Here is a 21,591-nt window from a genome sequence, read left to right on the forward strand (position 1 = left end):
TCCGAGAATGTCCTCGGGGAGCGTCGGGCTCGATTTGTGGTAACGCGACGAGTCGTGCGTAACTTGACGGTGGCCGCGCCCAGCAGCGGCCGCCCGACGTGCCCCGCGCTGCCCCTCGGCGCCGGTGGTGCACGCCGGGTCAACCGGTCTTCCCGAGTCCCGAAAGGTCTCTCCATGCCCCGCCCCGCGACCCGTCGCCGCGTCCTGGCCGCCGCTCTCGCCTCCGTCGCGATGCTGTCCGCGTGCACCGGAAACGCCGACGACGGCAGCGACGGCACCGGTGCCTCCGAGACCCCCGCGGTCGCCGTCGACGCCGCCGGCACGACGACGAACGGCGCGGTCTCGGCCGTCGCCTCCTCGCTGCTCGACGCGTCCGCCGGCGGTGCCGCCGCCCGCGACAAGGCCTTCACCGGCGCGGCCCTCGAGTCGGCCAACGCCTACGCCAAGACCCTCGGTGGCCGCACGGCCGCGGAGAAGGCCGAGGCCGAGCTGTCCTCGAGCGGCGCCAAGGTGCTCGGCATCTCCCGCGAGGGCGACAAGCCCGTGCAGATCCTGGCCCAGACCACCCTGAAGAAGACCGGCGCCGCGGTGCTCGTGCTCCTCGTCGCCGACAGCCCGGGCGGTCCCTTCAAGGCCGCGGCCGTCACGCCGATGCTGCCCGACGCCAAGCTCGACGCGCTCGACGACGCCGACAGCGGCTCGGCCGCGATCGCCGACGGCAAGGGCCTGTCGGCCAAGCCCGAGGACGTCGTCTCGGCGTTCGCCGGTGCGGTGCAGTTCCCCTCGCCGGTGGCCACCAAGGTGCTCGCCGACGACCCCCTGACCGAGCAGCTGCGCCAGTCCGCCACGGCGCAGTCGCAGGCCCTGAACAACCAGGGCTCCTTCAGCCAGAAGCACGAGCCGAAGGGGATCATCGGCGGCCTGCGCCTCAAGGACGGCCAGGGCGCCATCGTCTTCGCCGAGCTGGTGCGCCACGACGCCATCGCGATGCGCACGCCGATGAAGCTCAAGCCGGCCAAGGACCTCACGCTGCTGACCGGCATCAAGCAGATCACGACCGAGGCCGACCTCACCTCCAACGAGATCGTCGCGTTCGTCATCCCGGCCTCCGGCCAGGCCCGTGTGGTGGCCGCGGCGGACCAGCTCGTCGACGGCACGGGTCGGTGAGGCAGGATTGATCCATGAGCCAGCAGCCATTCACCGCAGCAGCACTGCGCGGTGCCGTCGACCTCTCGTCGCTCAAGCGTCCGGCCCCGCAGGCTGGCCCCGCCTCCGCCGGGGGCTCCACCTCGACGGACGGTGCCGGCGTCGTCATCGAGGGCACTGACGCCGCGATCCGCGACATCGTCGGGGCGAGCACCAGCCACCCCGTCGTCATGGTCCTGTGGTCGCCGCGCCTGCAGGAGTCGGCCGACTTCGTCGCGACGCTCGAGAGGGTGGCCCGCCGCTACGCCGGCCGCTTCCAGCTCGCCACGGTCGACGTCGACGCCAACCCCGGCATCCTGCAGGCCTTCCAGGTGCAGGCCGTGCCGGTGACCTTCGCGTTCGTCCAGGGCCAGCCCGTGCCGCTCTTCGAGGGCGTCCAGCCCGAGGCGCAGGTCGTCGCGGTCGTCGACCAGGTGCTCGCCCTCGCGGCCCAGCACGGCGTCACCGGCACCGTGCCGGGTGTCGACGCCGCCGGCCAGGACGGTCCGGACGGCCAGGGCGGTCCGGACGGCGCCCCGGAGGAGCCGCCGCTGCCGCCGCTGCACCAGAAGGCCTTCGACGCCATCGAGGCCGACGACCTCGACACCGCCGCCGACGCCTACCGCGAGGCGCTCGCCCAGAGCCCCGCCGACACCGACGCCAAGATCGGTCTGGCCCAAGTGGGCCTGCTCCAGCGCACCCGCGGGGCCGACCTGCAGCAGGCGCGGGCCGCGGCCGCTGCCGCGCCCACCGACGTCGACGCGCAGATCCTCGTCGCCGACCTCGACGTGCTCGGCGGCCACGTGGAGGACGCCTTCGTGCGCCTCATCGACACGGTGCGCGTCACGGCCGACGCCGACCGCAACCAGGCCCGCGAGCACCTCGTCGAGCTGTTCGAGGTCGTGGGCACGTCCGACGAGCGCGTCGCCCGGGCCCGCAAGGCCCTCATGAGCGCCCTGTTCTGAGACGTCAGCCGGTCCCGAGGTCGTCGGGACCGGCGTTGTCGGGACCGGCGTCGTCGGTCTGCACGACCGACTCGGCGAGCCGCTCGACGACCTCGGCCGCGGTGCCGTCCAGGGCGTCCTCGTCACCGGCGCCGGGCGGTGTCGTCACCCAGAGCCCCCAGCCCGGGGTGGAGGGGTCGATGCCGGCTCCGACCACGACCAGGTGCACGGGTCGCGGCGCGGCGAGGTCGAGGTAGTCCTCGAGCCGGTCGCCCTCGACCCGGTCGGCGACGACGACGTCGTGGCCCTCGATGAGGTAGGTCTCGGCCAGGGCCAGGCCCGCCGACCAGCGCAGCAGCTGGCGCCGCACGAGCGCGACCCCGGTGGGCAGCGACCCCGGCTCCGACGCGTCGCCGACGAGCATGGAGTCGAGGACCTGCCCGTCGACCACGAGGGCGCCCCCGAGCCGCTCGCCGACCGCGCGGGCCAGCCGGCCGAGCCCCGACGCGTCGGCACCGGTCACGAGGACCAGGCGGCCCGGGGACCCGGCGGAACCGGCAGAGCCGAGAGCGTCGGTCGGGTCGAGCGCGTCGGTCATCCGCCGAGCGCCGCCGACACGACGTCCTTGGCCTCGGCCTGCACCTGGGCGAGGTGCTCGGGCCCCTTGAACGACTCGGCGTAGATCTTGTAGACGTCCTCGGTGCCGGACGGGCGCGCGGCGAACCACGCGCTCTCGGTGGTGACCTTGAGCCCGCCGATCTTCGCGCCGTTGCCCGGGGCGGAGGTCAGCTTGCCCGTGATCGCCTCTCCTGCAAGGGACTCCGCGCTGACGTCGTCGGGGGAGAGCGCGGCGAGCTTGGCCTTCTGGTCGCGGTCGGCAGCAGCGTCGATGCGGGCGTACGCGGGCGAGCCGAAGCGCTCGGTGAGCCCGGCGTAGTGCTGGCTCGGCGTCCGGCCGGTCACGGCGAGGATCTCCGAGGCCAGCAGGGCGAGCAGGATGCCGTCCTTGTCGGTCGACCAGACGCTGCCGTCCTTGCGCAGGAAGCTCGCCCCGGCCGACTCCTCGCCGCCGAAGCCGACGGAGCCGTCGAGCAGACCGGGCACGAACCACTTGAAGCCGACCGGCACCTCGAGCAGCGTGCGGCCGAGCTCGCCGGCGACCCGGTCGATCATCGAGGAGGAGACGAGGGTCTTGCCGATGGCGGTGCCCTCGCCCCAGCCCGGCCGGGCGCCGCCGTAGAGGTAGCGGATCGCGACGGCGAGGTAGTGGTTGGGGTTCATCAGGCCGGCGTCGGGCGTGACGATGCCGTGGCGGTCGGCGTCGGCGTCGTTGCCGGTGGAGATGTCGTAGTCGTCCTTGGCGCCGATGAGCGAGGCCATCGCCGAGGGGGAGGAGCAGTCCATCCGGATCTTGCCGTCCCAGTCGAGCGTCATGAACGCCCACTGCGGGTCGACGCGCGGGTTGACGACGGTGAGGTCGAGGCCGTGCCGCTCGGCGATCTCGCCCCAGTAGCCGACCGACGCGCCGCCGAGGGGGTCGGCGCCGATGCGCACCCCGGCCTCGCGGATGCGGCCGAGGTCGAGCACCGAGGGGAGGTCGTCGACGTACGTGCCGAGGAAGTCGTAGGCGCCGGCCTCGCCGCGTGCCTTGTCGAAGGCCACCCGGCGGACGTCGGCGAGGCCGCCCCGGATGAGGTCGTTGGCGCGCTGCGCGATGACCGACGTGGCGTCGGTGTCGGCCGGGCCGCCGTGCGGCGGGTTGTACTTGAAGCCGCCGTCGGCCGGCGGGTTGTGCGAGGGCGTGACGACGATGCCGTCAGCCAGACCGCTTGCGCCGGAAGCCTTTCCGCGGTTCGCCAGCAGGATCGCGTGGGAGACGGCCGGCGTCGGGGTGTAGCCGTCGCGGTCGTCGACGAGCACGGTGACGCCGTTGGCGACGAGCACCTCGAGGGCCGAGCGCCAGGCCGGCTCGGACAGGCCGTGGGTGTCGCGGCCGATGAAGAGCGGGCCGTCGAAGCCCTGCGAGGTGCGGTAGTCGACGATGGCCTGCGTCGTGGCGAGGATGTGGTCCTCGTTGAAGGCCGTGCGCAGGCTCGACCCCCGGTGGCCCGACGTGCCGAACGCGACCTGCTGGTCGGGGTCGTCGACGTCGGGGTGGCGGTCGTAGTACGCGGCGACGAGCGCGTCGACGTCGACGAGGTCCTCGGGACGGGCGGGCTGGCCCGCGCGGGGGTGGTTCATGAGGGGTCTCCGTTCGTCGGACGGTCGGCGCCGGGCCCGCCGCCCGGGAGGGACGGGGCCGACGCGTCGGCCGCGTGACCGGGGGCGCCGGCGGGCTCCCCGACGGGGACGAGCCAGACGGTCGAGAACCGGGGCACCGTGATCGCCGCCGAGAAGGGCTGGCTGTTCCACGGCTCGGCCGCGGCGTCGATGACCAGGCCGGCGCTGCTCGGGGCGTCGGGGTGGTAACCGGCGGTGTCGAGGACGACCTCCCACCGACCGCCGCGGGGCAGGCCGAGGCGGTAGTACGGCTGGGTCTCGCCGCTGAAGTTCATGACGCAGGCGATGGCGGGGGCCTCGGTGGCGCGGTCGCCCCGGCCGAAGCGCAGCCACGAGAACGTGTTGTGGTCGGCGTCGTCGGCCTCGAGCCACTCGAACCCGGACGGGTCGTTGTCGAGCTCCCAGAGGGCGCGGTGGTGCCGGTAGATGCCGTTGAGGTCCTTGACGAGGTTGTGGACGCGGTAGTGCAGCGGCTGCTCGAGCAGCCACCAGTCGAGGCTGCGGCCCTCCGACCACTCCGACTCCTGGCCGAACTCGCAGCCCATGAAGAGCAGCTGCTTGCCCGGGTGGCACCAGAGGTAGGCGAGGAAGGCGCGCAGCGTCGCCACCTGCTCCTCGCGGGAGCCCCGCGACTTGCGCAGCAGCGAGCCCTTGCCGTGGACGACCTCGTCGTGGCTGATCGGCAGGACGAAATTCTCGTCGAAGGCGTACATGAGCGAGAACGTCAGCTTGCCGTGCTCGAACTTGCGGTAGATCGGGTCCTGCCCCAGGTACTTGAGCGAGTCGTTCATCCAGCCCATGTTCCACTTGAAGCCGAACCCGAGGCCGCCGTGGTTCGTCGGACGCGTCACGCCCGGCCACGTCGTCGACTCCTCTGCGATGGTGACGATGCCGCCCTCGCGCTTGTACGCGGTGGCGTTCGTCTCCTTGAGCAGCTCGACGGCCTCGAGGTTCTCGCGCCCGCCGTCCTTGTTCGGCTCCCACTGGCCGGCGCCGCGCGCGTAGTCGAGGTAGAGCATCGAGGCGACGCCGTCGACGCGCACGCCGTCGGCGTGGAACTCCTCGAGCCAGTATAGGGCGTTGGCCACGAGGAAGTTGCGCACCTCGGGGCGGCCGTAGTCGAAGATGTTCGAGCCCCACTCCGGGTGCCAGCCGCGGCGCGGGTCGGGGTGCTCGTAGAGCGGCAGGCCGTCGAAGCGGGCCAGGGCCCACTCGTCGGTGGCGAAGTGCCCCGGCACCCAGTCGAGGATGACCCCGATGCCGGCCTTGTGCAGCTCGTCGACGAGGTGGCGGAAGTCGTCGGGGGTGCCCCAGCGCGAGCTCGGCGCGTAGTAGCCGGTGACGTGGTAGCCCCACGACGGCACGTACGGGTGCTCCATGACCGGAAGGAACTCGACGTGGGTGAAGCCGAGGTCGCGCACGTAGTTGACGAGGTGCTCGGCCAGGCCGCGGTAGCCCTCGCCCTGGCGCCACGAGCCGAGGTGCACCTCGTAGATGCTCATCGGCCCCTCGTGGGAGTTGCGGGTGCGCCGCTGCTCCATCCACTCGCCGTCGCCCCAGCTGTAGTGCGACTCGGTGACGATCGCCGCCTGCTTCGGGGCCACCTCGGTCATCCGGGCCATCGGGTCGCTCTTGAGCCGGACGAGCTCGTCGGGGCCGCGCACGGCGAACTGGTAGTTCATCCCCTCCTGCGCGCCCGGGATGAACAGCTCCCAGATGCCGCTCTCGCCGAGCGCGCGCATCGGGTGCGTGCGGCGGTCCCAGCCGTTGAAGTCGCCGATGACGTGGACCGCCTTGGCCCGCGGCGCCCACAGCGCGAACGAGACGCCCCAGACGTCGCCGAGCGGGCCGGCGTAGTGGCGCACGTGCGAGCCGAGAACCTTCCAGAGCTGCTCGTGGCGGCCCTCGTTGACCAGGTGACGGTCCATCTCGCCGAGCGTCGGGGCGAACCGGTAGGGGTCGTCCTGCTCGTGCGCGACGCCGTCGCCGTACTCGACGAGCAGGCGGTAGTCGTGCGTCGTGCCGAAGTCGGGGGAGGTCATCGACCAGATGCCGTCGCGCACGTGCTGCAGCTCGACGCGGTCGCCGGAGTCGAGCCGCGCGGCCACCCGGGTGGCGTAGGGCCGGAACGCCGTGATGGTCAGGCCGCCGGGGCCCACGTGGTGGCCGAGCAGGTCGTGCGGCTGGCCGTTGCGCCCCTGCAGGAACGCGTCGATGGCCTGGTGGTCGAGCGCGGGGGAGCTGGTCGGGCCGGTCGTCACGGGGTGACCTCCTCGCTGGTGAGCCGCTCGACGGCGCCGAGCGGGATCGGCAGCCACGTCGGCCGGTTGCGGGCCTCGTAGACCACCTCGTAGAGCGCCTTGTCGAGCTCGAGGGCGCGCACGAGGGCGGCGGCGTCGGGGCCCGGCTCGCCGGCGACCGAGGCGTACCCCTCGAGGAAGGCGGCGCGGCACCCGCGAGCCCAGGCCGTGGCGTCGACGGGGGCGTCGGCGAGCGCGACGGAGCCCGCCGCGTAGTCGAAGGAGCGGAGCATCCCGGCGACGTCACGCTGGGTGAGGTCGGGGGCCACGCGCTCGGACAGCGGGCGCAGCGGCTCGCCCTCGAAGTCGAGGGCCACCCAGCCACGCTCGGGCACGTCGAGCACCTGCCCGAGGTGGTAGTCGCCGTGGATCCGTTGCAGCGCAGGCCATTCCACGTCGCGCACCGACGCGGCCACCCGCTCGACCGCGTCGACGTGGGAGGCGAGGTCGGGCACGAGCGCCACCGCCGCAGCGCAACGCTGGCGCATCGAGGTGACGAGCGCCTCGCGAGCCTCGGGCGTCACCTCGGTGGTGCCGAGGGCGTGCGCGAGGGCCGCGTGGATCTGCGCCGTGACGACGCCGAGGTCGCGGGCGCGGGCCGTGAAGTCGGTGCCTGCCGCCGCGGCCACGAGAGCCACCCGCCAGGCGTCCTCGACGCCGGGGATGAACTCCTGGGCGAAGGCGAGGTGACCGTGCTCGACGCCGCCCGACGGGCCGTCCCAGGCGCCGTGGAGGTTGCCGTAGGCGAGCGGCACGCGGTCCGAGCCCTCTGCCGTCAGGGCCGACTGCACGACGACGTCGGGGTTGTCGCCGTCCTGCACGGTGCGGAAGACCTTGACGATGAGCGGTTCGGCCGGGCCGCCGTCGGCGCTCATCCGGCAGATGACCGAGGTGTTCGACTGCTCGCCGGTGAGGACCGAGGAGGACGTGACGCTGCCGGCGGCCTGCCCCGTGGCCGAGCCCGTGGCGCGGGCGTTGCTGCCGACCGAGGCCTGGGCGTCGTCGGAGACGTCGGACTCGAGGACGGTGCGGACCAGCTCGGAGACGTAGACCGGGTCGTGCGGGCCGTCGTAGACCCACCGGGTGCCGAGGACGCTGTGCTCCATCGTGCCGAGCAGCGCGTGCTCGGCACCCTCGAGCGGGGCACTCCGGTAGGTGAGCGGCACCTGGTAGACGACGGCGGGCGCCACGGCCTCGTCGGCGAGCAGGAGGGTCTCGACGCCCACCTCGCCCTCGGGGTCCTCGAAGCGGAACCCGCCGACGCGTCGCAGCTGCGGCACGTGGCCCTTGCCGTGGTACCAGCGCTGGCGCGGCATCCACCCGGTGACCATCTCGACCTTCGTCGGGGCGATCGTGGCGCCCTTGTGGACGACGGCCATCAGCGGTTGTCCTCCTGACCGCGCAGCTGGAGCCAGAAGAAGTCGCGTGAGCCGAGGGTCAGGGTGACGCGTCCGTCGGAGGCCACCCACGGGAACCCGCTGCCGCCGAAGAGGTCGACGAGCGCGCGGCCCGAGAAGTGCTCGGGCAGCTGGATCGTCGCCGCCTGCGGCCTGCTGCTCAGGTTGTTGACGCAGAGCACCGCCTCGGCCGGGTGGTCGCCGTCGGCGTCCATCGACCGGGTGAAGGCCAGGATGTGGTCGTTGTCGGCCGGCACGACGGTGAAGTCGCCGAGACCGAAGACGGGGTGCCGGCTGCGCACCTGGAGCATCCCGCGCACCCAGTGCAGCAGCGAGGACGACGACGCCATCTGCGCCTCGACGTTGACGTTGTTGTAGTGGTAGACGAGCGAGCTGATGACGGGCAGGTAGAGCTTGCCCGGGTCGACGGTCGAGAAGCCGGCGTTGCGGTCAGGCGTCCACTGCATCGGCGTGCGCACGGCGTCGCGGTCGGTGAGCCAGATGTTGTCGCCCATCCCGATCTCGTCGCCGTAGTAGAGGCACGGCGAGCCGGGCAGCGAGAGCACGAGCGCGTGGATCAGCTCGATCTCGGGGCGGCTGTTGTCGAGCAGGGGAGCGAGGCGTCGCCGGATGCCGACGTTGGCGCGCATGCGCGGGTCGGGGGCGTACCAGCCGTACATCGCGGCGCGCTCCTCCGGCGTCACCATCTCGAGCGTCAGCTCGTCGTGGTTGCGCAGGAAGGTGCCCCACTGCGTGCCCGACGGGATGGCCGGGGTGTCGGCGAGCACGTCGATGATCGGCTGGGCCTTCTCCTCGCGCAGCGAGTAGTAGAGCCTCGGCATGACCGGGAAGTGGAAGCACATCTGGCACTCGGGTGCCTCGTCGGTGCCGAAGTAGTCGACGACCTCGGCCGGCGGCTGGTTGGCCTCGGCGAGCAGGATGCGCCCCGGGTACTCGGTGTCGACCATGGTGCGCAGCTTGGCGAGGAACTCGTGGGTCTTCGGCAGGTTCTCGCAGTTGGTGCCCTCCTCCTCGTAGAGGTAGGGCACGGCGTCGAGCCGGAAGCCGTCGATGCCGAGGTCCATCCAGAACCGGACGACGTCGAACATCGCCTCCTGCACGGCCTCGTTCTCGAAGTTGAGGTCGGGCTGGTGGCTGAAGAACCGGTGCCAGAAGAACTGCCGGCGGACCGGGTCGAAGGTCCAGTTCGACACCTCCGTGTCGACGAAGATGATGCGGGCGTCGTCGTAGCCCTCGTCGGTGTCGGACCACACGTAGTAGTCGCCGTACGGGCCGTCGGGCTCGGCGCGGCTGGCCTGGAACCACGGGTGCTGGTCGCTCGTGTGGTTCATGACGAGGTCGGTGACGATGCGGATGCCGCGGGCGTGCGCCTGCGACACGAGCTCGGTGAACTCCGGCAGGGTCCCGAACTCCGGCAGGACCGCCTTGTAGTCGGCGATGTCGTAGCCGCCGTCGCGCAGCGGGGAGGCGTAGAAGGGCGGCAGCCACAGGCAGTCGACGCCGAGCCACTGGAGGTAGTCGAGGCGCTGGATCAGGCCGGTGAAGTCGCCGGCGCCCACCCCCTTGCTGTCGGCGAAGGCGCGCACGAGCACCTCGTAGAACACCGCCTTCCGGAACCACTGAGGGTCGTGCTTCAGCCCCGGCTGGGAGAGGTTGAGTCCCTGCATGTGGTCAGTGGCTCCTCACGCTGATGATGTGTACGGGTTCCGAGTCGGGGCCGAGGCGGACCCAGTTGTCCTGCCGCCACTGCCACGTCTGGTTGGTGATGTGGTCGTGCGCGTCGAAGGTCGACCACGAGGCCATACCCATCGCGCCGAGGTCGAGGTGCACCCACGTCTCACGCGTCGCGTGCGGGTCGAGGTTGGCGACGACGAGGACGGTGTCGCGCTCGCCCGTGGCGCGGTCGACACGGGTCTTGCTGAAGACGAGGACGTTGTCGTCCTCGGCCGTGTGGAAGTGCAGGTTGCGCAGCCAGCGCAGCGCGGGGTGCCAGCCGCGGATCTCGTTGAGCCGCTTGAGGTACCACGCCAGCGAGCGGTGCTCGAGCGGGCCGCCGGGCTCGTAGAGGTACCACTGGCGGTCCTTGTACTCGTACTTCTCGTTGTCGATCTGCTCCTCGGCGCCGGGGCGGGCCACGTGCTCCATCAGCTCGTAGCCGGCGTAGATGCCGTACGTCGGCACGAGCGTCGCCGCCAGGGCCGCGCGCAGCTTCCACGCGGTGGGGCCGCCGTACTGCATGTACGGCGTGAGGATGTCGTGGGTCGTCGGCCAGAAGGCGGGGCGCATGTACGTGGCGCCGGTGTCGTCGGAGGCCAGCTCGCGGCCGTACTCCTCGAGCTCCCACTTCTCGTTGCGCCACGCGTAGTAGGTGTAGCTCTGCTGGAACCCGGCCTTGGCCAGCTCGTGCATCATCGCCGGCTTGGTGAAGGCCTCGGAGAGCCAGATGGTCTCGGGGTGCTGCTCGGCGACGTCGGCGATCAGCCACTGCCAGAAGCGAACCGGCTTGGTGTGGGGGTTGTCGACGCGGAAGATCCGCACGCCGTGGTCGAGCCACACCTGGATGACGCGGCGCACCTCGGCGTAGGCCGAGGCGGGGTCGTTGTCGAAGTTCAGGGGGTAGATGTCCTGGTACTTCTTCGGCGGGTTCTCGGCGTAGGCGATGGTGCCGTCGGCGCGCGTCGTGAACAGCTCCGGGTGCGTCTGCACCCACGGGTGGTCCGGGGAGGCCTGCAGCGCGATGTCGAGCGCCACCTCGAGGCCGACGCGCTTCGCCTCGGCGACGAACGCGTCGAAGTCCTCGAAGGTGCCGAGGTCGGGGTGGATGGCGTCGTGCCCACCGTCGGGCGAGCCGATGGCGTAGGGCGACCCGGGGTCGCCGGGCTCGGCGGTCAGGGTGTTGTTGCGGCCCTTGCGCGCCGTCGTGCCGATCGGGTGGATCGGGGTCAGGTACACGACGTCGAAGCCCATGTCGGCGATGGCGGGCAGCCGCTGCGCGGCGGTGCGGAACGTGCCCGAGACCCACTCGCCGGTCTTCTCGTCGCGGCGGGCGCCCTCGGAGCGGGGGAAGATCTCGTACCAGGCGCCGAAGAGCGCCAGCTCGCGCTCGACGTGCAGGGCGTGGGACGGCGAGGGGGAGACGAGCTCGCGCAGCGGCATGATCGCGGCGAGGCCGGTGATCTCGGGGGAGGTGGCGGCCCCGAAGCGGTGCGCCGCCGGACGACGCGTGTCGGCGAGGGCGAGGGCGCCCTTGTCGATCTCCGACGCGTCGGCCCCCTGGCCGCGGACGGCCTCGGCGAAGCGCTCGAGCACCTTGACGCCCTCGGCGCACATGAGGTCCTCGTCGACCCCGGCCGCGATCTTGATGCCGGCGTCGTGGACCCACGTCGCGTAGGGGTCGGACCAGCCCTCGACGCGGTAGGTCCACCAGCCCTCCCGGCCGGCCACCACGGGCGCCGACCACTCCGAGGTGCCCGGGTTGTCGCAGTGCATCGGGAAGTAGTGGTCGCGGCCGTCGGGGTCGGTGAGCACCGCGGTGGCGTTGACGGCGTCGTGGCCCTCGCGGAAGACCTTGGCGCGCACGACGAACTCCTCGCCGACGACCGACTTGGCCGGGCGGGTGCCGCCGTCGACGAGCGGGCGCACGTCGCTGACCGGGATGCGTCCGATGGGCAGCGCGTCGCCGGGGTAGCCCGCGACGGTCGGGGCCTCGCTCACCGGGTGCTCGGGCGCGAGCGTCGAGGCGCCGGCCGACGTCTCGTCGACGAACGCGGCGTCGGCGCCGGGATGCGAGTCGTCCGGCGTGGCGGTCGCGGCAGGGGCGGAGGCCGCGGCGGGGGTGCTCACGGGCGCCTGCGCGGCGTCGCGGGACACGGTGGTCACCGGTGTCGGGTCGGGGCGGCTCGCGGGTGACACCTGCGAGCGCGGTCGTGCGGGCTTGCTGGAACGGGACTTCTTCGCTGAGCCAGTCACGGGATCGACCGTATCGAAGTTGGGCCCGTCCCGACACGGGCGCGCGGGCCGACGAGGGGCCGTCTCGGGGGCTGGGCACGAATCGGGACGATTCGGGTCCGAGGGATGAAACCCGGCTGCAAGAGTTGCAAGAACACGTCAGCGGGCCCCTTATGCTGGCTCCTCGTGAAGGCCATCCGTCGCTTCAGCGTCCGCACCGTCCTGCCCACCCGGATCGAGGGTCTCGGCGTCCTCGCCAGCAACCTCCGGTGGTCCTGGCACCCGCCGACGCGTGACCTCTTCGAGAGCATCAGCCCCCGCAAGTGGGCCCAGGCGAACGAGGACCCCGTCAAGCTCCTGTCCCGTCTGTCGGCCGACGAGCTCGCCTCGCTCGCCGCCGACGACGACTTCGTCGGCAGCGTCGTCGCCGCCAACGCCGACCTGCAGTCCTACCTCACCGACGAGCGCTGGTACCAGCGCTGGAGCCGCGAGCAGGGGTCCGCCGGTGGCGCCGCCCCGGCCGCGATCGCCTACTTCAGCCCCGAGTTCGGCATCACCGCGGTGCTGCCGCAGTACTCCGGCGGCCTCGGCATCCTCGCCGGCGACCACCTCAAGACGGCCTCAGACCTCGGCGTGCCGATCGTCGGCGTCGGCCTCTTCTACAAGACCGGCTACTTCAAGCAGGCCCTCGACCGCGACGGCTGGCAGGTCGAGTCCTACCCCGTCCTCGACCCCGACGGCCTGCCGCTGTCGCTGCTGCGCGAGGACGACGGCACGCCCGCGGTCGTCACCATCGACCTGCCCGCCGGACGCGTCCTCAACGCCCACGTCTGGAAGGCGCAGGTGGGCCGCGTCCCGCTGCTGCTGCTCGACTCCGACGTGCCCGGCAACGACGAGCAGACGCGTCGGGTCACCGAGTCGCTCTACGGCGGCGGCGGCGACACCCGCCTCGAGCAGGAGCTGCTCCTCGGCGTCGGCGGCGTCCGCGCCCTGCGCCTGTGGTCGCGCCTGTCCGGCGCGCCGGCCCCGGAGGTGTTCCACACCAACGAGGGCCACGCCGGCTTCCTCGGCGTCGAGCGCATCACCGAGCTGGTCCGCGACCACGGCCTCAGCTTCGACGAGGCCCTCGAGGCCGTCCGCTCGGCCACCGTCTTCACGACGCACACGCCCGTGCCGGCCGGCATCGACCGCTTCGACGCCGCGAAGATCAACCTCTTCTTCGGCGGCCCCAACGCCATCCCCGGCGTGCCCGTCGAGCGCCTCCTCGCCCTCGGTGCCGAGGACTACGAGGGCGGCCAGCCCGGCATCTTCAACATGGCCGTCATGGGCCTGCGCCTGGCCCAGCGCGCCAACGGCGTGTCCCAGCTGCACGGCGTCGTCAGCCGCGAGATGTTCGACGGCCTGTGGCCGGGCTTCGACGACGACGAGGTGCCGATCACGAGCATCACCAACGGCGTCCACGCCCCGACGTGGGTCGACCGCTCGGTCTACGACGTCGCCCTCAAGCACCTCGGCACCGCCGACATCGCCGGCGAGAACGCCTGGGACCGCATCGACGAGGTGCCCGCCGACGCCGTGTGGTCGACCAAGCGCGAGATGCGCGAGAAGCTCGTCACCGACGCCCGCCGCCGCGTCCGGTCGTCGTGGCTCAAGCGTGGCGCCACCGAGCTCGAGCTCGGCTGGACCGACCACATCCTCGACCCGGACGTCCTGACCATCGGCTTCGCCCGGCGCGTCCCGACCTACAAGCGCCTGACGCTCATGCTGCGCGACCCGGAGCGCCTCAAGCGCCTGCTCCTGCACCCGGAGCGCCCGGTCCAGCTCGTCATCGCCGGCAAGTCGCACCCGGCCGACGAGACCGGCAAGCGCCTCATCCAGGAGATGGTCCGCTTCGCCGACGACCCCGAGGTGCGCCACCGCATCGTCTTCCTGCCGAACTACGACATCGCCATGGCCCAGCACCTCTACCCGGGCTGCGACGTCTGGCTCAACAACCCGCTGCGCCCGTTCGAGGCCTGCGGCACGTCGGGCATGAAGGCGGCCCTCAACGGCGGCCTCAACCTCTCGATCCTCGACGGCTGGTGGGACGAGTGGTTCGACGGCCGCAACGGCTGGGCCATCCCCACCGCCGACGGCGTCGAGGACGCCGACCGCCGCGACGACATCGAGGCGGCCGCGCTCTACGACCTCATCGAGCACGACGTCGCGCCGAAGTTCTACGACCGCGGCACCGACGGCCTGCCCAACGGGTGGATCTCGATGATGACCCACACGCTCAAGACCCTCGGTCCCAAGGTCCTGGCCAGCCGCATGGTCGAGGACTACGTCACCCGGCTCTACAGCCCGGCCGCGGGCGCGGGTCGCTCGCTCAACGGTCCTGAGTTCGCCGGTGCCAAGGAGCTGGCCGCGTACAAGGCGTCGGTCCGCGCCGCGTGGCCGAACGTCAAGGTCGAGCACCTCGAGCCCTCGGGCCTGTCCGACTCCCCGCAGGTCGGCGACACCCTCGACCTGCGCGCCTACGTCGACCTCGCCGGGCTGCGCCCCGAGGACGTCGAGGTGCAGCTCGTCCACGGTCACGTCAACGAGGCCGACGAGCTGTGGGGCGTCGAGACGACGCCGCTCGCCTTCGTCGAGAGCTACGAGAACGGTCGCGCCCAGTTCGCCGGGAGCCAGCCGCTCGGCCGCACCGGGTCGTTCGGCTACAGCGTCCGCATCGTGCCGCGCCACCCGGCGCTCGCGTCGTCGGCCGAGCTGGGCCTGGCCCGCACCGCCTGACGCGCGTCGCCGCGACGACGCAGAGCCCGGCCCCCACGCGGGGGCCGGGCTCTCGGCGTGCGTGGCGGGCTCAGCCGGCGTCGACGGCGCACCAGACCTGCATCGAGGCCGGGCCCATCGGCAGCGTCGTGCCTGCGGGCACGGGCGCGCCGGGCTCGGACGGGCGCGCGTCGGAGCTGTCCCAGACCAGCTCGTAGGCGGAGGTGCCCGGGGTGGCGGGAAGGGTGACGTCGACGGCCTCCGCCGCGCCGTTGAGCACGACGAGCACCGACTGCTGGTCGTGCCAGAGGCCGTTGTAGAGCGCCTGGAGCACGTGCTCGGCGGGGCCGTCCCAGCGGTGCCCCATCGGGCCGCCGTCGCCGGCGAACCAGGCCAGGTCGGTGGAGCCGTCGGTGTGCACCGGGCGGCCGGTGAAGAACGAGCGCTGGCGCAGCACCGGGTGCTCGCGGCGCAGGCGCACGAGGTGACGCGTCGTGGCGAGGAGGTCCTCCTGCCACGGCTCGTGGTCCCACGCCATCCAGCTGATCTCGTTGTCCTGGGAGTACGGGTTGTTGTTGCCGCGCTGGCTGCGCCCGACCTCGTCGCCGGCCGTGAGCATCGGGACGCCCGTCGACAGCAGCAGCGTGCCGAGCAGGTTGCGCATCGTGCGGCGACGCGCGTCGAGGATCCGCTCGTCGTCGGTGCGCCCCTCGACGCCGTGGTTCCACGAGCGGTTGTCGTTCGAGCCGTCGGTGCCGCTGTGGCCGTTGACCCCGTTGTGCTTGGTGTCGTAGGCCGTGAGGTCGTGCAGCGTGAAGCCGTCGTGCGCGGTGACGAAGTTGACCGATGCGATGGTGCCGCGGTCGTGGCTGTCGAAGAGGTCCTGCGAGCCGGCCAGGCGGGTGGCGAGGTCGCGGACGCCGTGCCCGACGCCGCCGTTCGCCGACGCGGCGAGGTCCTGCAGCCAGAAGGTGCGCGCGGTGTCGCGGTAGCGGTCGTTCCACTCCGAGAACGGCGGCGGGAACTGGCCCGTGCGCCAGCCGTGGATGCCGAGGTCCCACGGCTCGGCGACGAGCTTGGCGCGCGACAGGACCGGGTCGGTGCGCAGCGCGACGAGGAAGGGGTGGTCGCGGTCGAAGTGGTCGTCCTTGCCGCGGCCGAGGGCGACGGCGAGGTCGAAGCGGAACCCGTCGACGTGGCACTCCTGCACCCAGTAGCGCAGCGAGTCCAGCACCATGCGGGCCACGACCGGGTGGGTGAGGTCGAGGGTGTTGCCGCAGCCGGTGACGTCGATGTCGCGGCCGCGGCCGTCGACGCGGTAGTAGGCGCGCTGGTCGAGGCCGCGCCACGACAGCGTCATGCCGTCGCGCGACTTCTCGGCGGTGTGGTTGTAGACGACGTCGAGGAGCACCTCGATGCCGGCGGCGTGCAGCGCGCGCACCATCGCCTTGAACTCGTCGAGGACGCCCTGCGGGTCGCCCACCGACGCATACGCCGGGTGCGGCGCGAAGAAGCCGAGGGTGTTGTAGCCCCAGTGGTTGGTCAGCCCGCGCAGGACGAGCTCGGGCTCGTGGGTGAAGGCGTGGACCGGCAGCAGCTCGACGGCGGTGACCCCGAGCGCGGTGAGGTGCTCGACGAAGGCCGGGTGCGCCAGACCCGCGTACGTGCCGCGCAGCGGCTCCGGCACGCCGGGGTGCAGCGCCGTCGCGTTCTTGACGTGCACCTCGTACACGAGCGACTCGGTCAGCGAGGTGCGCGGGAACTCGTCGTCGCCCCAGTCGAACTCGCGGTCCACGACCACGCAGCGCGGCATGAACGGGGCCGAGTCGCGGGTGTCGCGCACGGCGAGGTCGCCGGTGAGGTCGGCCCGGACCCGGTGGCCGAAGAGGGCCGGGTCGAGGGACACCTCGCCCTCGAGGGCCCGGGCGTACGGGTCGAGGACGAGCTTGGCGGGGTTGTGGAGCAGCGACTGCTCGGGGTCCCAGTCACCGTCGACCCGGAAGGCGTACCGCTGCCCGGCGCCGACGCCCGGGACCGTGTCGAACCACGTGCCGTGGGCCCGGTGGCGCAGCGGCACGCGCCGCTCGGTCTCGACGCCGTCGGCGTCGCGGTCGAAGAGGCAGACCTCGACGGCGCGCGCGTGCCCGGCGTAGACCGAGAACACCGCGCCCTCGGGGCACAGGTGCACCCCCGGTTCGGGCGGCAGGTCCGGGGTCGGGGGTGGAGGGGGACACATGGGCTCAGCGTATGGGGAGGAGGGGGAGCGCGAGAGGGCTGCCTCCGGCGCCCCGGGCCCGGCCGCGTCAGTCCGGCAGTGCGAAGGTGCACACGACCGCGCCGTGGTCGGACGCGACCTCGACGACGGCCGCTCGCACGGGCGCGAGGTCGCGGTAGAGGACGGCGTCGAGCTCGGCGTCGAAGCGCTCGACGTCCCAGCCGGTCACGCGCGCCCCCGCCCGGGCGAGCCACTCGTGCTTGGACCCACGGATGCGCCAGGTCGGCGCGTCGAGCCCGACGTGGCGCAGCCCGAGCCCCCGCGCGAGGGCCCGGTCCGGCCGGGCCGGGCCGGGGTAGTGGTTCATGTCGCCGGCGAGCACGAGGGGCCCCGACGCGACGCGCGGGTCGGTGAGCGCGCGGTGGAGGCGCCGCACCTGGTTGCCGCGGGCGATCGCGCGCGCGAAGACGATGAGGTGGGCCGTCGCCACGGTGACGACCCGGGTGCGGGCACTCCGTCCGCCGGGTGCGTCGGGGACGTCGGGTGCGTCGGGGACGTCGTCGTGCAGCGCGTAGGACCCCGCGAGCGCACCGCGCTCGTGCCAGTGGTCCGACCACCGCAGCAGCGGCCCGGCCGGCGCGAGCGTGGCCCGCAGCGGCGCCCCGACGAGGCGCACGCGTCGGGGGTCGTGCGCGAGGACGAGCCCCGCCGGCAGGTGTGCGGCGCTCGGCGCGAGGCCGGCGGCGGTGAGCACCCGGGAGACCGCGGCGGCCTCGAGGTGGTGCACCTCCTGCAGGGCGAGCACGTCCGGGCGGGCCGCGAGGACGGGTTCGAGACCGCCGGGGAGGGTCAGCAACCGACCCGAGAAGGTGTTGACGGTGGCGACGGTCAGCTCGGGCACAGGCCACCTCGCGTCGGTCGGGGCGATCAGTCTACGGTGGTGCGCATGACCGACCCGACCTCCCTGCCCAACTTCATGCCGAGCACCCCGGGGAACACCCCCAACGGCGCCCCGGCGTCCGACAACCCGGTGCGCGACCGTGTCGTCGGGGTCCTCAAGGGCCTCGGCATCGAGGCGAGCATCGACGGCGACGGCGACATCGAGTTCGCGATCGTCGACAACGAGGGCACGAGCACGACGCTGTTCGCGCGCGTCGCGGAGGGTGACCTCGCCGTCGTCCGTTTCTTCGGCCAGTGGCAGCTCGCCGAGCCCGTCTCGCCGGACCGCAACGAGCGCCTCGCCCGCTGCAACGACCTCACGATGCAGCTCAACATCGTCAAGCTCTCGCTCGTCCAGGAGAGCCTCGTCGTCTCGGCCGAGCACGTCATCACGCCGAACGCCGACCTCGACATCCTCGTGCCGCTCTCGGTCAACCACATCCTGCAGAGCGTCGGCTTCTTCTTCCAGTCCTGGCTGCCCCAGGACGCCGTCGCCCCGGGCGAGGCCTGACCTGATGGGCGAGTTCGTCCGGCTCGAGGTCGAGGGCGGCATCGGCACGATCCGCCTCGACCGGCCGAAGATGAACGCGCTCAACGTCCAGGTCCAGGAGGAGATCCGCGCCGCGGCCGCCGAGGCCACCGACCGCGCCGACGTCAAGGCGGTCATCGTCTACGGCGGCGAGCGCGTCTTCGCCGCGGGCGCGGACATCAAGGAGATGCAGACCATGTCGTACACCGACATGGTCGACCGCTCGGCGCCGCTGTCGAGCTCGATCACGGCGGTCGCGCGCATCCCCAAGCCGGTCATCGCCGCGATCACCGGCTACGCGCTCGGCGGCGGCTGCGAGCTCGCGCTCGCGTGCGACTTCCGGGTCGTGGCCGAGGACGCCAGGCTCGGCCAGCCGGAGATCCTCCTCGGGATCATCCCGGGCGCCGGCGGCACCCAGCGGCTCTCGCGGCTCGTCGGTGCCTCGCGCGCCAAGGAGATCATCTTCTCGGGCCGGTTCGTCGACGCCCAGGAGGCGCTCGCCATCGGCCTGGCCGACCGCGTCGTGCCCGCCGCCGACGTCTACACCGCGGCCCGCGAGTGGGCGGCCACCTTCGTCGGCGGCCCGACCTACGCCGTCCGCGCCGCCAAGGAGGCCATCGACCGCGGCCTCGAGGTCGACCTCGAGACCGGTCTCGAGATCGAGCGGATGCTCTTCGCCGGCCTCTTCGGCACGCGCGACCGCGAGATCGGCATGACCTCCTTCGTCGAGCAGGGCCCGGGCAAGGCGCAGTTCGAGGGTCGCTGACCCCGGTGCCCGCCCGTGCTGACCTGACATGACCCAGCCGCTGGACGTCCTCGTGTTCTACTCGCCCGTCGGGTCGACCGAGGACGTCCTCGCGGCGGTCTTCGCCGCGGGCGCCGGCGCGATCGGTGACTACACCGAGTGCGCCTGGTGGGTCGAGGGCACCGGGCAGTTCCGGCCCGGGCCCGGCGCGAACCCCGCGGTCGGCGTCGTCGGCGAGCTCGAGACGCTGCCCGAGCACCGGGTCGAGGTGACCTTCCCGCGCGAGCGCCGAGGCGCCGTCGTCGCGGCCCTGCGGGCCGCGCACCCCTACGAGGAGCCGGCCTTCCACGTGCTCGAGACCGGCGCCGTCTGAAGGGTGCCCGCGCCGTCGCCGGGTGCGACGGGCGTCACTGGTGGTGAGCGTCACGCCCCCGGCGTGCTGAGTAAGCGGGCGCTCAGTGAGAGGATGGCGGGCAGTGCCGGAGCGACCTCCGGCAGCCCCATCAGACCGCTCACCCAGCTACGGAAGAGGACGTTCACCCATGAACATCGTCGTCTGTGTCAAGTACGTGCCGGACGCCCAGGCGGAGCGCACGTTCAACGCGTCCGACAACACGACCGATCGCGAGAACGTCGACGGCCTGCTCTCCGAGCTGGACGAGTACGCCGTCGAGGAGGCGCTGAAGATCGTCGAGGCCGGCGAGGGTGAGGTCACCGTCGTGACGATCGGCCCCGACGCGGCCGCGGACGCCGTCAAGAAGGCGCTGCAGATGGGCGCCGACAAGGGCGTGCACGTCAACGACGCTGCGATCCACGGCTCCGACGCTGCCGCCACCTCGCTCGTGCTCGCCGAGGCCGTCAAGAAGCTCGGCGCCGACAGCCGCGTCGACCTCGTCGTCACCGGCATGGCCTCGACCGACGGCACGATGGGCGTCGTCCCGACGATGCTCGCCGAGCGGCTCGGCCTGCCGGCCGTCACGTACGCCTCCGAGCTGACGGTCGAGGGCGACACGGTCTCGATCCGCCGCGACGGCGACGCGTCGACGCAGACGATCACGGCCACGCTGCCCGCGCTCGTCTCGGTCACCGACCAGATCAACGAGCCGCGCTACCCCTCCTTCAAGGGGATCATGGCCGCCAAGAAGAAGCCGGTCGAGACGTGGTCGCTGGCCGACCTCGGCATCGACGCCGCGCAGGTCGGTCTCGACGCCGCCTGGACCGCGGTCGAGTCCTTCGCCGCTCGCCCGCCGCGCACGCAGGGCGAGATCGTCACCGACGAGGGTGACGGCGGCAGCAAGCTCGCCGCGTTCCTGTCCGAGCGCAAGTTCGTCTGACCGACCCCCCCAGCCACAGAAGGGAACCCACGAACCATGGCTGAAGTTCTCGTTCTCGTCGACCACGTCGACGGCACGGTCCGCAAGACGACCTCCGAGCTGCTCACCATCGCCCGTCGCCTCGGCGAGCCCTCGGCCGTCTTCGTCGGCGCCGGCTTCGAGGCCGCGAAGGAGACGCTCGCCAAGTTCGGCGCGGCGAAGGTGTACCGCGTCGAGTCCGACGACGTCACGAGCCACCTCGTCGTGCCGCAGGCCGAGCTGCTCGCGCAGCTGGTCGGCTCCACCTCGCCCGCGGCGGTCCTCGTGCCGGCCTCCACCGAGGGCAAGGAGATCGCGGCCCGTGTCGCGATCAAGACCGAGTCGGGCCTGGTCACCGACGCCGTCGACGTGCAGGCGGCCGACGGTGGGGTGGCCACGACGCAGTCGGTCTTCGCCGGCTCGTACACGGTCCAGGCGAAGGTCACCAAGGGCACGCCGATCATCGCGGTGAAGCCGAACTCGGCCACGCCGGAGGAGGCCCCGGCGGCCGCCGCCGACGAGGTCGTCGACTTCACGCCGTCCGAGGCCGCCAAGGGTGCGCGCATCACCGAGTCCAAGCCGAAGCAGGCCACCGGGCGTCCCGAGCTGACCGAGGCGGCCATCGTCGTGTCCGGCGGCCGCGGCACCGGCGGCGACTTCTCCAAGGTCGAGGACTTCGCCGACAGCCTCGGCGCGGCCGTCGGTGCGAGCCGCGCCGCCGTCGACGCCGGCTGGTACCCGCACACCTCGCAGGTCGGCCAGACCGGCAAGCAGGTCAGCCCGCAGCTGTACGTCGCCTGCGGCATCTCGGGCGCCATCCAGCACCGCGCCGGCATGCAGACGTCCAAGACGATCGTCGCCGTCAACAAGGACAACGAGGCGCCGATCTTCGAGCTCGTCGACTTCGGCGTCGTCGGTGACCTCTTCGCGGTCCTGCCGCAGGCCACCGACGCCATCAAGACCGCCAAGGGCTGAGGCTCGC

Annotated in this window: 16 protein-coding genes; 8 read left to right on the forward strand and 8 right to left on the reverse strand. The window is 72.4% G+C overall.

The window, feature by feature from the left end; all coding sequences use genetic code 11:
- The first annotated feature begins 174 nt into the window (after nucleotides 1-174).
- Both BIV28_RS00735 and BIV28_RS00740 read left to right on the forward strand, forming a co-directional pair.
- Nucleotides 175-1,167, forward strand: a complete 993-nt coding sequence (locus BIV28_RS00735) for a DUF8094 domain-containing protein (protein WP_242652706.1) — start codon at nucleotides 175-177, stop codon at nucleotides 1,165-1,167.
- A 14-nt stretch (nucleotides 1,168-1,181) separates the two neighbouring features.
- Nucleotides 1,182-2,150, forward strand: a complete 969-nt coding sequence (locus tag BIV28_RS00740; RefSeq protein ID WP_076258433.1) for a tetratricopeptide repeat protein — start codon at nucleotides 1,182-1,184, stop codon at nucleotides 2,148-2,150.
- 4 nt (nucleotides 2,151-2,154) lie between these two features.
- Here the strand turns inward: BIV28_RS00740 and BIV28_RS00745 are convergent, their stop codons facing one another.
- Genes BIV28_RS00745 through BIV28_RS00770 form a run of 6 tightly spaced genes read right to left on the reverse strand, consistent with a single transcriptional unit; the run spans nucleotide 2,155 to nucleotide 12,096 of the window.
- Nucleotides 2,155-2,727 carry a hypothetical protein gene (locus tag BIV28_RS00745; RefSeq protein ID WP_076258434.1) on the reverse strand — a complete coding sequence of 191 codons (573 nt, stop codon included), beginning with the start codon at nucleotides 2,725-2,727 and terminating at the stop codon, nucleotides 2,155-2,157.
- The gene (pgm, locus tag BIV28_RS00750) at nucleotides 2,724-4,370 is read right to left on the reverse strand and encodes a phosphoglucomutase (alpha-D-glucose-1,6-bisphosphate-dependent) (RefSeq protein ID WP_076258436.1); all 1,647 of its coding nucleotides are present in this window, start codon (nucleotides 4,368-4,370) and stop codon (nucleotides 2,724-2,726) included. The genes BIV28_RS00745 and pgm overlap by 4 nt, the downstream gene beginning before the upstream one ends.
- Entirely contained in the window at nucleotides 4,367-6,670 is a 2,304-nt protein-coding gene (glgB, locus tag BIV28_RS00755) for a 1,4-alpha-glucan branching protein GlgB (RefSeq protein ID WP_207555678.1), read from the reverse strand. The genes pgm and glgB overlap by 4 nt, the downstream gene beginning before the upstream one ends.
- Nucleotides 6,667-8,088 carry a maltokinase N-terminal cap-like domain-containing protein gene (locus BIV28_RS00760; RefSeq protein WP_076258438.1) on the reverse strand — a complete coding sequence of 474 codons (1,422 nt, stop codon included), beginning with the start codon at nucleotides 8,086-8,088 and terminating at the stop codon, nucleotides 6,667-6,669. Before BIV28_RS00760 ends, glgB begins: the two co-directional genes overlap by 4 nt.
- Nucleotides 8,088-9,794 carry a maltose alpha-D-glucosyltransferase gene (gene treS, locus BIV28_RS00765; RefSeq protein WP_076258439.1) on the reverse strand — a complete coding sequence of 569 codons (1,707 nt, stop codon included), beginning with the start codon at nucleotides 9,792-9,794 and terminating at the stop codon, nucleotides 8,088-8,090. Before treS ends, BIV28_RS00760 begins: the two co-directional genes overlap by 1 nt.
- 4 nt (nucleotides 9,795-9,798) lie before the next feature.
- A complete protein-coding gene (locus tag BIV28_RS00770; RefSeq protein WP_423221527.1) occupies nucleotides 9,799-12,096 on the reverse strand; it encodes an alpha-1,4-glucan--maltose-1-phosphate maltosyltransferase in 2,298 nt (765 codons plus the stop codon).
- 165 nt (nucleotides 12,097-12,261) lie between these two features.
- On the opposite strand from BIV28_RS00770, the gene glgP reads away from it, so the two are divergent.
- Nucleotides 12,262-14,850 (forward strand): alpha-glucan family phosphorylase, encoded by a 2,589-nt coding sequence (gene glgP, locus BIV28_RS00775; protein WP_076258441.1) that lies wholly within the window; start codon nucleotides 12,262-12,264, stop codon nucleotides 14,848-14,850.
- A gap of 70 nt (nucleotides 14,851-14,920) precedes the next feature.
- On the opposite strand, the gene glgX is transcribed toward glgP, so the two are convergent.
- Entirely contained in the window at nucleotides 14,921-17,065 is a 2,145-nt protein-coding gene (gene glgX / locus BIV28_RS00780; protein WP_076258443.1) for a glycogen debranching protein GlgX, read from the reverse strand.
- A 67-nt stretch (nucleotides 17,066-17,132) separates the two neighbouring features.
- Nucleotides 17,133-17,945, reverse strand: a complete 813-nt coding sequence (locus BIV28_RS00785; RefSeq protein WP_076258445.1) for an endonuclease/exonuclease/phosphatase family protein — start codon at nucleotides 17,943-17,945, stop codon at nucleotides 17,133-17,135.
- Between the two features lie 45 nt (nucleotides 17,946-17,990).
- Here BIV28_RS00785 and BIV28_RS00790 point away from each other — a divergent pair, with 45 nt between their 5' ends.
- The 5 genes from BIV28_RS00790 (at nucleotide 17,991) to BIV28_RS00810 (ending at nucleotide 21,584) form a co-directional block, all read left to right on the forward strand.
- On the forward strand, nucleotides 17,991-18,494 hold the full coding sequence (locus BIV28_RS00790; RefSeq protein ID WP_076258446.1) for a type III secretion system chaperone family protein: 504 nt from the start codon (nucleotides 17,991-17,993) through the stop codon (nucleotides 18,492-18,494).
- A gap of 4 nt (nucleotides 18,495-18,498) precedes the next feature.
- A complete protein-coding gene (locus tag BIV28_RS00795; RefSeq protein WP_076258448.1) occupies nucleotides 18,499-19,278 on the forward strand; it encodes an enoyl-CoA hydratase/isomerase family protein in 780 nt (259 codons plus the stop codon).
- A 28-nt stretch (nucleotides 19,279-19,306) separates the two neighbouring features.
- Complete coding sequence (locus BIV28_RS00800; protein WP_076258450.1) at nucleotides 19,307-19,630, forward strand: YqfO family protein; 324 nt, start codon at nucleotides 19,307-19,309, stop codon at nucleotides 19,628-19,630.
- 169 nt (nucleotides 19,631-19,799) lie between these two features.
- On the forward strand, nucleotides 19,800-20,591 hold the full coding sequence (locus BIV28_RS00805) for an electron transfer flavoprotein subunit beta/FixA family protein (RefSeq protein ID WP_076258452.1): 792 nt from the start codon (nucleotides 19,800-19,802) through the stop codon (nucleotides 20,589-20,591).
- Between the two features lie 36 nt (nucleotides 20,592-20,627).
- Complete coding sequence (locus BIV28_RS00810) at nucleotides 20,628-21,584, forward strand: electron transfer flavoprotein subunit alpha/FixB family protein (RefSeq protein WP_076258453.1); 957 nt, start codon at nucleotides 20,628-20,630, stop codon at nucleotides 21,582-21,584.
- The last annotated feature ends 7 nt before the right edge of the window (nucleotides 21,585-21,591 follow it).

The organism is Intrasporangium flavum (genome assembly GCF_001956915.1).
Classification (GTDB): Bacteria; Actinomycetota; Actinomycetes; order Actinomycetales; family Dermatophilaceae; genus Monashia; species Monashia flava.

Coding starts and splice junctions, on each gene's coding strand:
- BIV28_RS00790 (WP_076258446.1), top strand. CDS start 17,991: ATGACCGACCCGACCTCCCTGCCCAACTTCATGCCGAGCACCCCGGGG.
- BIV28_RS00740 (WP_076258433.1), top strand. CDS start 1,182: ATGAGCCAGCAGCCATTCACCGCAGCAGCACTGCGCGGTGCCGTCGAC.
- glgX (WP_076258443.1), bottom strand. CDS start 17,065: ATGTGTCCCCCTCCACCCCCGACCCCGGACCTGCCGCCCGAACCGGGG.
- BIV28_RS00795 (WP_076258448.1), top strand. CDS start 18,499: ATGGGCGAGTTCGTCCGGCTCGAGGTCGAGGGCGGCATCGGCACGATC.
- BIV28_RS00735 (WP_242652706.1), top strand. CDS start 175: ATGCCCCGCCCCGCGACCCGTCGCCGCGTCCTGGCCGCCGCTCTCGCC.
- BIV28_RS00810 (WP_076258453.1), top strand. CDS start 20,628: ATGGCTGAAGTTCTCGTTCTCGTCGACCACGTCGACGGCACGGTCCGC.
- treS (WP_076258439.1), bottom strand. CDS start 9,794: ATGCAGGGACTCAACCTCTCCCAGCCGGGGCTGAAGCACGACCCTCAG.
- pgm (WP_076258436.1), bottom strand. CDS start 4,370: ATGAACCACCCCCGCGCGGGCCAGCCCGCCCGTCCCGAGGACCTCGTC.
- BIV28_RS00760 (WP_076258438.1), bottom strand. CDS start 8,088: ATGGCCGTCGTCCACAAGGGCGCCACGATCGCCCCGACGAAGGTCGAG.
- BIV28_RS00745 (WP_076258434.1), bottom strand. CDS start 2,727: ATGACCGACGCGCTCGACCCGACCGACGCTCTCGGCTCTGCCGGTTCC.
- BIV28_RS00800 (WP_076258450.1), top strand. CDS start 19,307: ATGACCCAGCCGCTGGACGTCCTCGTGTTCTACTCGCCCGTCGGGTCG.
- BIV28_RS00805 (WP_076258452.1), top strand. CDS start 19,800: ATGAACATCGTCGTCTGTGTCAAGTACGTGCCGGACGCCCAGGCGGAG.